The 13946-nt window shown below is 34.2% G+C and carries 10 protein-coding genes; 2 read left to right on the top strand and 8 right to left on the bottom strand.

The features are described from left to right. Positions 1–18: 18 nt before the first annotated feature. On the top strand, positions 19–297 hold the full coding sequence (locus tag QPK98_RS11805; protein ID WP_310993609.1) for a hypothetical protein: 279 nt from the start codon (positions 19–21) through the stop codon (positions 295–297). Between the two features lie 11 nt (positions 298–308). Then, complete coding sequence (locus tag QPK98_RS11800) at positions 309–485, top strand: hypothetical protein (RefSeq protein WP_310993607.1); 177 nt, start codon at positions 309–311, stop codon at positions 483–485. Between the two features lie 612 nt (positions 486–1097). On the opposite strand, the gene QPK98_RS11795 is transcribed toward QPK98_RS11800, so the two are convergent. The 8 genes from QPK98_RS11795 to QPK98_RS11760 form a co-directional block, all read right to left on the bottom strand. Then, positions 1098–1910 carry a glycosyltransferase gene (locus tag QPK98_RS11795; RefSeq protein WP_310993605.1) on the bottom strand — a complete coding sequence of 271 codons (813 nt, stop codon included), beginning with the start codon at positions 1908–1910 and terminating at the stop codon, positions 1098–1100. 174 nt (positions 1911–2084) lie between these two features. Continuing rightward, positions 2085–3194 carry a glycosyltransferase gene (locus QPK98_RS11790; RefSeq protein ID WP_310993604.1) on the bottom strand — a complete coding sequence of 370 codons (1110 nt, stop codon included), beginning with the start codon at positions 3192–3194 and terminating at the stop codon, positions 2085–2087. A 12-nt stretch (positions 3195–3206) separates the two neighbouring features. Further along, positions 3207–4178: an ATP-grasp fold amidoligase family protein gene (locus QPK98_RS11785; protein WP_310993603.1), complete on the bottom strand. Its 972-nt coding sequence runs from the start codon at positions 4176–4178 to the stop codon at positions 3207–3209. 109 nt (positions 4179–4287) lie between these two features. Continuing rightward, positions 4288–5352, bottom strand: a complete 1065-nt coding sequence (locus tag QPK98_RS11780) for a polysaccharide pyruvyl transferase family protein (RefSeq protein ID WP_310993602.1) — start codon at positions 5350–5352, stop codon at positions 4288–4290. Then, complete coding sequence (locus QPK98_RS11775) at positions 5349–6362, bottom strand: glycosyltransferase family 2 protein (protein ID WP_310993600.1); 1014 nt, start codon at positions 6360–6362, stop codon at positions 5349–5351. The genes QPK98_RS11780 and QPK98_RS11775 overlap by 4 nt, the downstream gene beginning before the upstream one ends. Beyond that, entirely contained in the window at positions 6355–7350 is a 996-nt protein-coding gene (locus QPK98_RS11770; RefSeq protein WP_310993599.1) for a glycosyltransferase family 2 protein, read from the bottom strand. The genes QPK98_RS11775 and QPK98_RS11770 overlap by 8 nt, the downstream gene beginning before the upstream one ends. Before the next feature lie 20 nt (positions 7351–7370). After that, on the bottom strand, positions 7371–8156 hold the full coding sequence (locus tag QPK98_RS11765; protein ID WP_310993598.1) for a LicD family protein: 786 nt from the start codon (positions 8154–8156) through the stop codon (positions 7371–7373). A gap of 718 nt (positions 8157–8874) precedes the next feature. After that, entirely contained in the window at positions 8875–13680 is a 4806-nt protein-coding gene (locus tag QPK98_RS11760) for a DUF7507 domain-containing protein (RefSeq protein WP_310993596.1), read from the bottom strand. Positions 13681–13946 lie beyond the last annotated feature (266 nt).

The raw sequence follows: 13946 nt of genomic DNA, 5'->3' as shown, positions 1-13946 counted from the left end.
ATTTAAAAAATTTGGATTATGGATTTATTTGAACGAATGGAGCGGCCTACGCCACGCTTTTTTAGACACTTGCGAAATATCGGACTTGGAATGACGGCCATTGGAGGAACGATGATTGCGGAACCTATACTACTGCCGTCAATTGTTATAGCGCTTGCCGAATACCTAATAGTGGCAGGCGCAGTAGCCTCTTTGGTTAGTCAGGCTGTGATTAACGATGGTTATGATGACGACTACCCACCACCCAGCGGGATGGAGGCCCCCGGACCGAATCCGCTATTGGATGTTAACCGCTAAATTTAAGACCTATGAACAGTTATAAGATCAGTATTTTTGGTGGAATGGTATGCGGGATATTACCCAATTTGCCCGTAGAGAATATTATAGTTACAATATGTATGGCAACGTTTGGAACGGTAACCAGCTTTTTAGTGACAGTAGTACTAAAATGGTTGAGCAAGCGCTTAGGCTTAGAAAAACAATAGTTGTAATTATAGTGGTGGTTTTGAAAAGGAGCTTCTGGCGTGAGTCAGAGGCTCTTTTATTGTTGTTTCGGCCCTCGATACAATCCCGATGAATTCCGATAGTAATCGGAATATATTGGAATCATTCTGGTACCTTAGATTTGGATATTTATTAATTAGTGTTGGATATTTCTGGTGGATTTGCACCAGTGATTTCGGTTTTATTGTGCCAGTTTCTCTCTTCGGGAAAAAATCTATAAAAGTTCGATGGACTTTACCCGTTACCAGCATTCACTTAAAACTATGGACAAACCGGGAACTACCGAAAACGATGGTTTTATTCCTCCCAGAGAACAGGTAATTAAAGAGGTTAACGGAGAATGTTCTGGGGACGAAAGGACTATATGAGACAAATGCAAAGTAGTTGTATATTTATCTGATGATCAAGTTAAAGCCTCGTTATAGTCACACCGCAGCTGGGGACTCGAGTGATAAAATCGTTTCGACGATTTCTGGAGAGGGTTAAAAATAAACAAAATTTGTCTCAAGCGGAACAATTCCGTCTTCAATTATCAAAGAGATGAGATGATGAAACACCCTTCAAATGGTATCTAGACTTAATTTTTTAAAGAATTATGCACCCATTCTCTTTTGTCGAATCTCTTTCATTATAAAGGAAGGGATAAATCCTTTAATTAAACTAGGCAATGCATAGATAAATCCATTCTTAACGCCCAAACCCCTTAAAATTTCCATTTTAATTAAAAAAGCATTATATCTTCTTTTAAGGGTTCGTCTAGCCATTGCATTTTTATCATCCCTCATTTTATATAACGGCTCTTGTAGGTTATAGCCTATATGGCCTGCCTTATAAATTTTATAAAATAAATAATAATCTTGCCCACGTTCCAATTTAGGACTTACAGTATAACCCTTCACTTCTTTCATTACTTCCGTTCTAACCATACAAGGTGCGTGCGGATGAGGTGCTCCCTTTTTAAAAATTTCAATTCCGGGCGTGGGATTAGACTTTCCCTCGCCCCAATCCCCGTTTTCATCAAAATAGATCATTGGGGAACTAACTACTGCATACTTGGGATTAGAATCTAGAAAGTTAATCTGCTTTTCAAACCTACTGGGCAATGAAATATCATCGCCATCCATCCGGGCAATGTATTCTGTATCTGCATATTCCAAACATCTATTAAGCGAAGCCGCTAATTTTATGTTTTTTTCGTTTTTTAGGAGAATAATATTCGGATAACGATCTGCGTATTCTTGGGCTATTTTATAAGTATCATCAGTAGAGCCATCATCACAAAGCACCAATTTAAAATTGGTATAGGTTTGTGCATAAATTGAATCTATTGCTTCTGCAAGTGTAGGCGCACAATTATAGATTGCCATAAGAATGGTAATTCGAGGATCTGATTTTTCTTGAATCATTAATTAATAACTTGAAATATTAAAAGGAAAAGCAAAAATAGTATAACTACAAGTACTTTGCATTGATTTTTAAAAATTGTCCTTAACCAATCGCAACGGCAGAAAACATGTTTTATGAAAAAGTAAAAATTTACAAAACAGCAATTTTAATTAATAGGAGATTGATCACCTTTTTTAGATACCATCTAAAAGGCTTTCAACTTCTTTCACCGTCTTTTGAGTTGAAAAAAACGAAGACCTGTTTTTAACCTTTTGTTTATAATCATTTAAAAGATCTTTATTCTGAATCATTTCTTTTAAACCACTATATAAAGCTTCTTCATTGTTTTCAACTATCAGCCCAAATTCGTTACTATTACCTAAAATCTCAGTCATTCCCGAAGTATTTGTTGTTAATACTGGAACACCTAAAATAACACTCTCTACCACTACTGAACTAAAACCTTCGGTAAGGGAGGCGCTGACAAACAAATCACTTTTTGAAATATAATTATATGGATTACTCTTAAATCCGAGAAGGAAGACATTATTTTTAAGATTATTTTCTTCAATTAATTTCTGTAATAATGGTCTATCAGGACCATCACCAATGATATTTAAAATGAAATTATCTCCTTCTTTTTTTACTCTTCCCAATAGGTTTATTAATCTATCAAAGCCCTTAACTTTATTTAATGTTCCAACTGCACAGAGTTGAATGGGGCCATCATGTTCGTATTCCTGCTCAATTTTTTCTGCGGCTTTTGCCTTTATTCCTTCTACATCGAACGTATTATAAACTATATGTAGTTTTTCTTCAATGCCCGATACAGCCCTAAAGGAGTCCTCTACGCTTTTGCTAACTGAGACAATTGCATTATAGGTTTTAAAACAAGATTGAAGCTTTCCTTTAGTTTTAAAGCTCTTTATAAAAGGGGAGTTGTGCATATTGGCATGTAAATATGCTATTGTTTTTTGTGATGAAGGTGCATTAGCTACTATTTTAGTTAATACACCATGTAAATAAACCACAATAATATCGAATTTACCAAAGACTATTTTATTATAAATGTATCTTTTAGGTAAAAGGTGAAGATAATTTATCCCTTTGAAACCCTTTTTATAAACTGACTCATAGGTAACTGAATTTGATACTAATTTTTTATTCGCTCCTTGATCTATTAAGGTTCTTAAGGTTACCTTATACTTGTTCTTATCAATATTGTTCACTAAATTCACTAACACCTTTTCTGCACCACCACTTCCTAAATTATTGATTAAAAACAAAATATTTTTCTTAGTCATAATTTGTACTATCTAGGCGTTGATTTTATTGTAAAGTTCAATATTATGATTTGGTTTTGGCAAAGATAAATACGATCCAAAAAGTTGTTCATACTTTTCTGTCTCGGGATAAAAGGCAGTCAAACCACCACCGGGAAAAAATGTTAATTCCCCTAAAATTATGGTGTCTTTAAAATTATAAAAATCTACCCGTACAAAAGGAAATTCCTTACTTAAATCTTTGGCTATGCTTAAAAGTTTTTCCAAAGCAGGGGGTTTGGGAGTGACATAGTTTGAAACGTGATATCCTTTTAAAGTAACCGTCATTTTCTTCCATTCCATATCATAAAAATCAACAAACCGTCCATTTTCATTTTCAGTATTTATTTGAAAGTATTTAGGTTCACCGTTAAAACAAGTTATTTTATAATCGATCAAAGGTTTATGTTCAATCATCTCTTCAATTAGAAGTTTCGGTTTTAAATATTGGTAATTCCATTCTCTACCAAAAACATATAAATTGAGTTTTAACCACTGTTTGAAAATGTTTTTTTGAAATTTCCAGTCTAATTTTTCTTTGTCATTACAAATCAAATTCCAACTGCTTCCATGGGTTGCTTTTGCTACAAATGACTTCGGCAGACTGTTTATTTCAAGGGTATCGATTTCCTTTTCAGATTCATAAATTCCAATAACGTCATTTAATAGATGTTCATATCCAAATTTTTTAAGGTATAGTCTTATATCATATTTATCGGAGCAAATGGGCATATTCTCGTTACGATAGAATAATTTTAACCATTGCAATTTTTCAGAAACAGTATTTGGATTTTTTAAATTTATCTCTCTTCCAAAACGCTTTCGGTAGTCATTTTTAATATAATTATAATCGTTAGTTAAGAAAAGAGAGAGGGACTCTCTTATTGCTCTAATCTTATAGAACATCAACGCACCTGCATCAGAATTTAAGAGATTCTTCTTTATTGATTTTTTTATTTTTTTCATTTCAATATTTTCTTAATTCCACGATAAAAGATTATTATTTCGATAAATGAATATATAATATTCACAGTTCCCTATTGAGTTTATTGCCCAAGCTAACCAAATGTTATACTTAAATATATTTAAGAGCTTTTATTAAAGGTTTATAATTACTCGAAAGTTCTGGGATTTCACCAATATTGAATTTATTTTGGGCCATAAATTCCTTGATTCTTTCTTCGGAATACTCCGTTACAAGATTAATATTTTTATTTTCTTTAATCCAATCATACGTTTCCCGTACTTTATGATTGTTATTTTGAAAAACCAAACAAGGAGTATTGGTAATATAACAGAAGATCATACCATGTAGGCGGTCTGTTATCACCAATTCAGCAGTTTTAAAGGTATTCCAAATTTTTTCCAATTCTGTTTCTCTTTCTGAAATGCTTAATTGATCGCGATCTATATGCGTGTCATTAAAACGTACGGCGTCAAACCTATTTTTAATTTGAGAATGGATAAAGTTAAATTGTTCCTCAGTTAAATTCTTCTCCTTATCCGCCCTTAAACAAATTACCGCGCCTTTACGTTCACGCACTGGCTGTTCTTTATTTAAGCTAATTACAATATCTGGAGTAAGTAAAACTTTGGCCTTGTTGAAATGCGCTTTCATTAAACCATAGGAGGTTTTTTCTCGCGCCACCATATATAAGTCTGGGTGGGCATTATATAACCTTTTAGCCACTGCCAAGGCTTTATTTCCTTGAACAGTATCTGAGAAATCAAAAGTCTGGGGAAAGGAAATAAACTTGTTTTTGGGGAAAGAGTGCACTGCCAACTGACGAATATATTCTATTTGATCATACATATCACCCATATTTCCACCACCAACAGAAGTAACAATATCACCGGACTTAATATTTTTCTTTACAAAATGAAGCCCTTCCAAACTTTGACTTATAGGGATTTCAATAACTTGAAAATCATTACCCAAATTATCCTTTAAAAACTTCGTCTGGGCATAAGTAATGGCAACATCTCCCAGGTTTCCATAATCTGCAGCTAAAAAAATAAAGGCGTGCTTCTTATTCGGTTCAACCTTATGATCCTTAAAGTAAGCTGGGGCCTTAAACCGCTGTAATTGAAGTAAAACAAAATACTTATTCCTAAAATCTAGAATGTTTTTCAAACTCATATCCTTGATTTTTCCTTTGTTAATTTTGCAAGTCGAGTTAAAAGATTTAGCATTTTATATTCGATCATGATTTTATAGAGAAAATCTTTTTTTGTTTTACTTTTATAGAGGCCTATATATTTTTCCGTTAAAGGATCATTAAGCATATTTTTCACATACGTCTTAGATTCTTTTTCGCTTAATTGATTTTTAAAAGCATAGAGGTTATGGATACTATATCTTATTCCACCCACAACCCCAGCCGCTTTTCGCTGTTCTCTTATAGCCTCCTCAACTTTCCATTCATTTAAAAATTCATCGACTGCAAACATCCTTCTTTTACTCAACTTAAAAGAATTTACATGAAATTTTTTCATCAATGTGGGTACTTGTCTGTTTAGATAATGATAGTAACATTTATCATTAAAACAAAGAGTATCAACTTTTTCATACACCAGACTATTAAAAAGAATATCTTCTATGAGGGAAGTGCCCTTTTCAAACATGATATTGTTTTTCTGTAAAAAACTCCTTCTATAGATTTTGTTCCAGGCATATCCTAAAATGCCAATTATATGAGTATCTGTGGGGAAACTATCCTTTCCTTTTTCCAAACAGATTTTAGGGGGTGCCATTTGTTTACTATTAATTACGTTCCCCGCTATGTTTTCATCATCTTGAATGTATCCAAAAACCACGACGTTTAGATTGTTTTTCTCTATTAGGGCCATATTATCGGCTAACAGATCTGGCTCAATCCAATCGTCACTATCCATAAAGTAAATAAACTCTCCTTTTGCACGTTCCAAACCAAAGTTCCGGGCATCAGATAGCCCGCCATTTGGTTTTTCGAAAATACGAATACGTTTGTCTTTAAAGGTCTCTGTAACAGCCTTACTATTATCTGGGGAACCGTCAATCACCACCAATAATTCAAAATCGGTATAGGTTTGGTCCAATACAGATTGAATACTCTTTGCAATGTACTTTTCTACATTGTAACAGGGAAGAATAATTGATACTTTAGGCATTTATCTTAAGTATTTTAAAAAGCAGCATATATTGTTTTAGTTCGAACAGTTTAATGATTAAGGAACGTTTTGGACGTTTCCAATCATATTTATAGTTTTGAAAACAGTCTTGAAAAACGATTGAATGTCTCATTTTTTCTAACTCATTCAATTTATCAAAACCTTTTGGAGCATTTTTTAAATTGTTTAATAAAGCGAATAGTGAGTGATTAATATAATTATTTGCAATGTCAGTTTTTACTAGTTTATCATTAACGTCAGGAACTTTCACCTCCTTCCTTTTTTTATATTGAATTTCAAACTTATCTAATAAGGCTAGTTTGTATTTTTGACCAGTTAGCGAATCCTCATTATCATAATAATTATATAATGATTTATTCAATGAAATAAAGCTCTCAAGATTATTAAAGATCCTTAACATAAATGTGGAGTCTTCACCATACCTCAATTCTATATCAAATTTTATATTGTGTTTTAATAAAAACTCTCTTTTATATATTCGTCTTACAACAAACCAAAGAACTTTATTGTTAGAGGTATTAACAAGTAAATCATTTATTTCGACTCTAGTAAAGGTTCGTTCAATTGGTAAATATTCCTGAATATTTCCATTATTAACTCTATTATATCCAAAGTGAATCATGTCATAACCCTCACTAAGATGGGGTTGGATAGCTCTAAAGTAGTTAGCATTAACGGTGTCATCGCTATCAACAAAGGAAATATATTTGCCTGTCGCCTCTTTTAAACCGGTATTTCTTGCACCTGACAAGCCTTGGTTTTCTTGAGAAACAACTTTGATGTTTTTATGATTGTTCTCATACGTTTTGCAAATTTCTAGTGAATGATCGGTGGAGCCATCATTAACCAAAATAATTTCATTGATTACACCATTAATTTGAGCAGCCAACATAGAGTCTAAACACCTTTTTAAATAATTGGCTGAATTATAGATAGGGACAATAGTAGAAATTAATACTTTAGACATCCTCTTTTTAATTGATTATCTTATTTATAAAAGGCTTTAAAACTATGCTTAGGCTTTCTTTCATTTTTTGAGGGTAATTGCATATAGTCTCCATATAAATTTTCCAGATATTGTTTATATCCAATTGGAGCTTTAAATCTTCTCTTCTCAAAAGTTATTATAACGCTATCATCAAAAACTGAACGAGGGCAAATCTCCCGTTTTCCATAACCCCAAACAGCAATACCAGCGTTTTTACTCGACTCAAAATCATACAACTTAGCCGTTTTAATAGTTTTCTTGATATAGTAATTTATAGGTGTAAAAAACTTAGCAACACTCAAAACAGTCTTTTTATAACTGCTAAGCGAATTACCAAACTTAAAAGCTTTAAACAAAATTGGCTTTCTAAGGGATTTTAGTTTTTTTAAGTGGCAGTCTATTAACTTATCCTCTTCTGGGAAACCGTCTAAAGGGAAGACGTCTATATGAACTCCTATATTCATTTCTGAAGTAAACTCTTCCTTTAAATAAGTTCTATTATCAGAAATTTTGAGAAACGGATAAAGGTAATTTGAAGACAATGAAGGATAGCCTAACGACAGGTTATCGACATCAAATAGTTTAAGCAAACGCTCAAAATCAGGTCTTGGAACAATTATATCAATATCATCATCCCAAGGAATATAGCCTTTATGCCTAACTGCACCTAACATGGTGCCTGCAGCTAAAAAGTAAGAAACGTCATTATTATCACAAAAATCCGCTACTTTTTGCAATATTGATAGCTGAATTTCTTTTACCTGCTCAATATTTAACTCTCTCATTTCTCTTATTCTTAGTAAGCTATATAGCAAAGTTAAAATAATCTTTTAAGGTTAAATTATTATAATCGCTACAACAATAATTTATCTAAAAAATAGAGGTTTAACTTCTAAAGTATTTGAAAGAAAAAAGCAAATACCTTAATCTTAATCTTACCGAAACCCTTTTGAAGTTACCTAATCTAACCTTTTCTACTGCCGAAAACCAATTATTACATAGAAAGTTGCAAAGCTACACTCTTCTATATAAAAAACAATAATTGAATATACTAACTTGAAATAAAGATATTGTGATCGTTCACCAAACAGCTTGATGCATTGATATTAAATTAGTCGTGTCCGACTAAGATATAAGACCGCTGCGCTGAAAGACATAAGACGTAAGACTTGCATTTTAATAGATTGAAAACTAGATAAAATTGATTAAACATACTTTTTAATTGATAAATTTTGATGCTAAGTATAATAGCATGCTGTCATTAAATAAAAAATATTTTAATTGCCTATTATCTGTGACTCAACAAATTTTCTCACTCTTTTAATCGGACACTAATGATATTAAATACTAATGATATTAAATTATGAAAGTCTGTAAAACTCGTAATATCATTTGCGAATAATCCAGCATGACAAGTAAACAATGAAGCATATAAAAAAATAAAACGCTCCACCAATGAACGGAGCGTTTTATCAGATTAATTTAAAAAATCTATCTATTCACTTACTCTTTTACCACTCTATAGGTTTCAGTTTTACCGTTAACAGTAATTTTCATCATATAAACATTGGCTTGCAAAAACTCCATATTGACATCGGTCTCTTTACTGTTTGGACTAAGGTTAATAACTTTTTGCCCTAACAAGTTGAAGATTTCAAGGCTTTCGATAAGCGTGTTAGCCTCAACATACAGCATTGAGTTTACCGGGTTTGGATAATACTCAATTGTATTGACTTTACCGTGGTTTTCTAAACCATTCTCTTCGCCATTAGGTCTGAAGGGGACATAATCATTAGCACATTGGTTTATAACAACATGTCCATCAGCTGTTAAAATTGTTAGAAAATTCAATTTTTGACTTATTGAAATAGTATTGTCATCGTTATTATTCCATGGAACCGTATTGAAAGGATCTCCGTTAATCAATTCAAGTGCAAATAAAGGACCGTAACTTGTTTTACTGCCCAATAGACTTACTTCTCCATTTTTATTAATAATCAACTTGAGCATTGGATTTACCTCATCACCTATTATTCTATAGATAAGTGGGGTATCCACTTCATATTGATCGCCATCAGCAAATTGAACATTTATACCAGAGGTTTGTCGGGATTGAAACTCAATTTCATCAGTTGAGATATCCGTTCCATTAATATTAATGTTAAAGGAATTGTCTAACTTATAGAAATCAAGCACGTACCCTTCATTCGACGCTCTGACTGATATATTATTAGTTGTGGATTGTCCGTTATTAGGACTTCCATAAGCTCTATATTCAATATTAGCTACATTAACTTGGTTTATACATTCCTCTCCTATCAATAATACAAAAGTATGGTCGGGTCGTTCGGCATCTGGAGAAGTATTCCCAGGGTCCTTAGACAACACAGGGGTTAAATACTGACCTTGAATGTCGTACCCCGTTGCCTCGGCCTGGTTATAAACACCTTTCCGAGCAATATTTTCCTGCGTCACTTCGTAAATCACTTCTTGATATACCCAGGTTTCACCGATATTCAGGACACCATCATTGTTGGTGTCTCCCACAGGGGCGATGGTTATTTCGCCTCCTAAAAGGGCGTCATATACCATCGGATCATATACGTCCATATTTCCTGTGTTCTCCAAAATAAATGTATATTTTATTGTTTCTCCAGGTTGAGCTACTCCATCACCACTCTCATCGTTAAATTCCCCTATTTTCTCAAGCTCATAAGGCTTACAAGCTATTTCAACTCCATAACCGGAACCATCCATTGCCGTTTTCCCCGTTCTTGACTGAGAAACAATCACTGTATTTTCTGTAGTTGACTCCCAGGCTATATTATTAAAACTATTTCCATTGAAAAGCTCAAGTTCAAAGAGTTCGCCATTAGTTACTTTGGTTCCAAACAACTGTACGCTTCCATCAAGAGCAACCTTAACTCTAAGCATCGGATTACTGCGGTTTCCTCTAAGTCTCCAGATTTCTTGTGTATCAACTTCATAACTATCACCATCTTTAAAACGAACATTTATACCTGAGGTTGCTTGAGATTGAAACTGAATTTCTTGGGTGGACAAATCTGTTCCGTTAATGTTCATATTAAAAGAGTTGTCTAATCTATAGATATCGAAAACAAAACCTCCATTAGTCCCCACAACAGTTCCTTGATTTATTAGTGACTGTGCACTGGATCCATTTACAATCCAATAAAAAGGATCTTCCGACTCTATAGGGTACCTAACCTCACAATTATCATCTCCTGTTAAAGGCGTAAACGTACAGGTTGCACAATCTGGATCTGGACCTGGAGCTCCAGCGGGGTCATAGGATTTTTTGGTTGGAATGGCATTGCCATTAACGTCTTTTCCAAATATAGTTGCTTGATTATATACGCCACCGTTTGCAATATCTTCCGATGTTATTGCATATTGAGCTGTATAGGTCCAAGTCTCATCAATGTTTAAAATATCATCGTTAGTGTCACTTTCTACATAGCCTGAAAGTTCCCCACCTAACAAGGGATCCATCACTACCACATCAGAAATATCCTCATTGGCTACATTTTCAACTATAATTGTATAGGTGATTATGTCTCCTACTTCTGCTGGTGTTGAATTGTCAAATGAACTAGTCTTGGTGAAATTATAAAGCCCCGTGGAGCAAATACTTTCTCCATAAACCTTTCCATGTAGTCTTGTCCATCCATTGGCGTCTTGAGTCACCTCAATTGAATTGTCTGTAGTTTCATTCCAAGTTACGGTATTAAGCGCTGCACCATTACTCAGAACTAATTCGTATAATGGCCCACCACTTACTTTACTGCCATATAAAGTTACTTCTCCTAATTGACTAATCTCAACACGTATAACAGGTTTATCCGATGTACCAACAATTTGCCAAATGGCAGGAGCATCATATCTGTATAAGTCTCCATCCAAAAACCTGATGTTGTTCGAAGGAGCTGCAGGAGTACCTGAATCAAATTGGATCTCTTCAGTAGCAATCGCCGTTCCATTAATTGTTAGATCAAAGGAGTTATCCAATCTATAAATATCAAGAAACATTCCTGCGTTTGTTCCTGCCACCGTGATTGGATCATAAGTAAGTACGGGTGGGTTTAATTGGTTTGCTTCAGCCTTGCTAATAGACTGGTTCCATTCGCCACCGGGGAGTACTTCTATACAACTACCACAATCTGGCTCTATAAGCATTGCACTTACTCCTTGAGGAGACTGGCAATTCCCGCTTCCTACTACGATATTGTTATAATCACCGCCTGAAAGATTATTTGCAACTGCTTCACCATTAACAACCTCTACATTTTCAAGGGTACCTCCGTCATATTGAAAGCTATAAACTCCATCTACAAGACCGGTAACAGTCATTTCTATGGCGCCATTATTGGCACTTTCTCCATCAACACAGGTTGGTTGGATAATGTTTAGAACAGTAATTACAGGACTGTCCGTCTGATTCAAGCCATAGCCTTTTCCTGATATGTTAGTAACCCCAACTACATTTTGGGTGAAAATCACCGTATTATCAGAATCAGGATTCCAAGTAACAGTGTTAAAACTATTTCCGTTGAACAATTCTAAAGGATATAAAGGCCCGTTATCTACTTTACTACCAAACATTGATACATTACCGTTGGGACCAACTTTCACACGAATTAGTGGGGTTTCTTCCGATCCTTGCATTTTCCAAATAGCGTTTGGAGAAGTATTAGTTTCATATTCATCCCCATCTTGAAAACGAATATTAATGCCAGGCGCAGGAGTTCCAGAAGACTGAAATTCAATTTCGCTGGTCGCTAAATCATCTCCATTAATATTCATATTAAAAGAGTTATCTAACCTCCATATATCAATCACAAAGCCTGCGTTAGCACTGGGCTGTTGTATTGTTTCGGTTACAGTATCATCATTGCTATTTTCATAATCCCATTCAAAATAATTTCCATTAATAGGTACTGAACAAGGGAGTTCCAAAACATCGATTGTCACTTCTGCCGTTTCACAATCTGTTTCGGTATTGTCTGTACAAATTTGGTAGGTAAAAGTATCTGGTCCTGCATAATCTTCGTTTGGCCAATACGTTACTATACCGGTAGTTGCGTTTACTTCAACTGTTCCATTGACAGGTTGATTTGTAATACTTACAGTAGTTTCATCCATATCAATGTCGTTTGCCGCAACATCAATGCTCACTGGCGTATTTTGATCGGTAGCTGCATTGTCGTCAACGGCAGAGCCGGCTACCAAAGGATTATCAGAGCTTGGACATTCCTCATTATCCGTATTCACAGTACAAGAAGTACAGGTTCCGAAAACAACTGAACTATCAACAGCGTTACTGGGGTTAAAAAGATTAGCATTTGAAGATGGATCATTTTGATCTATTATATTCAATTGACCTGATATGTTTCCGGTATTAAAACCATTCTGTGGACCATTAAAAGTAAAGCTTCCCCAATAATTTGATTCACTATCTGGACCTTCTAAATTACCGGTACTAGTAATAGTAGGAAGAGTGAAGTACCCAGCATTATAAATTGTGGCACCTGCTAAATTTATTGAGTTTGCAGTAAATGTATTGTAATTTTTAATTGAGGATGAAGATTCATTCATTTCAATTGTACTGGTTGCATTAAATATGCCTGTATTAATTACTTCTCCTCCCTGAAGGTTAAAACCTCCCGTTTGAACTTCACCGCAGTTTATATAACGGCTATCGGCATTATTGTTAAAACTACTGCCGATAGTCAAAGAACCCGTATTTATAAATTCAGCTTTACCAGCAATGTTAATGTTTTGATTAACATTCATCGTTCCTTCATTATCAAAATAGGCATTAGAATTGTCTGACAAATCTAAAACAGAAAACGCTACAGTACCTTTGTTAAGGAAGTTTACAGCATTACCTTTAAAGTTAAGGTTCGCATTTCCGTTACCCACTGAAAGACTTCCATTTTCGTGAACCGTTAAATCAGTACTCATAGGAATTACTGTAGCTTGATTGAATTTCAAGTTTCCATGAACTTCAATTGTGCTATTTCGATTAGGAATCTGGTCAGGAAAAACTCCCTGCGCAATCGTTAAAGTAACTTCCTCAGCGATTATTAATGTACCGCCATCGGCTATCTCTAAACGATTAATAGTTATATCGCTACTTACACAAGTAACACCATCGGCAGGAACCACCCAGTTACTATTATTTGGGTCATTTGGCTCCAAGGATGATAACTCTCTAGCACATGATTGAGAATATAACACTCCAATCGTAAATAGTGAAAGGATAATAGTTGTAATAGTGTTTTTCATAATAAAATAAACTTTTAGTTTGCGAACCTTTAAATTTTTGCTCTTTGAATTAATTTCAAGCATCGACTGAGTTTTAATACTATTTCTTTTTAAACATACCATTTAGCATTACCAGATTTTGGAATGTAAAAGCAAAAGAAATCCTTTTCAACTCATTAAATTCAAGTGCAAAAATAACCGCTTGCGAATGAAAAAGACCTTCATAAAAATGATCATTCGAATTTTAAGTTTTTTGAAAGTGCGCTCAATCTACTAACAAACAGCGT

Source organism: Aequorivita marina, assembly GCF_031631895.2.
GTDB classification, from domain to species: domain Bacteria; phylum Bacteroidota; class Bacteroidia; order Flavobacteriales; family Flavobacteriaceae; genus Aequorivita; species Aequorivita marina.
This window is presented reverse-complemented; position numbering and strand designations above follow the sequence as displayed.

Coding starts and splice junctions, on each gene's coding strand:
- QPK98_RS11805 (WP_310993609.1), top strand. CDS start 19: ATGGATTTATTTGAACGAATGGAGCGGCCTACGCCACGCTTTTTTAGA.
- QPK98_RS11800 (WP_310993607.1), top strand. CDS start 309: ATGAACAGTTATAAGATCAGTATTTTTGGTGGAATGGTATGCGGGATA.
- QPK98_RS11795 (WP_310993605.1), bottom strand. CDS start 1,910: ATGATTCAAGAAAAATCAGATCCTCGAATTACCATTCTTATGGCAATC.
- QPK98_RS11790 (WP_310993604.1), bottom strand. CDS start 3,194: ATGACTAAGAAAAATATTTTGTTTTTAATCAATAATTTAGGAAGTGGT.
- QPK98_RS11785 (WP_310993603.1), bottom strand. CDS start 4,178: ATGAAAAAAATAAAAAAATCAATAAAGAAGAATCTCTTAAATTCTGAT.
- QPK98_RS11780 (WP_310993602.1), bottom strand. CDS start 5,352: ATGAGTTTGAAAAACATTCTAGATTTTAGGAATAAGTATTTTGTTTTA.
- QPK98_RS11775 (WP_310993600.1), bottom strand. CDS start 6,362: ATGCCTAAAGTATCAATTATTCTTCCCTGTTACAATGTAGAAAAGTAC.
- QPK98_RS11770 (WP_310993599.1), bottom strand. CDS start 7,350: ATGTCTAAAGTATTAATTTCTACTATTGTCCCTATCTATAATTCAGCC.
- QPK98_RS11765 (WP_310993598.1), bottom strand. CDS start 8,156: ATGAGAGAGTTAAATATTGAGCAGGTAAAAGAAATTCAGCTATCAATA.
- QPK98_RS11760 (WP_310993596.1), bottom strand. CDS start 13,680: ATGAAAAACACTATTACAACTATTATCCTTTCACTATTTACGATTGGA.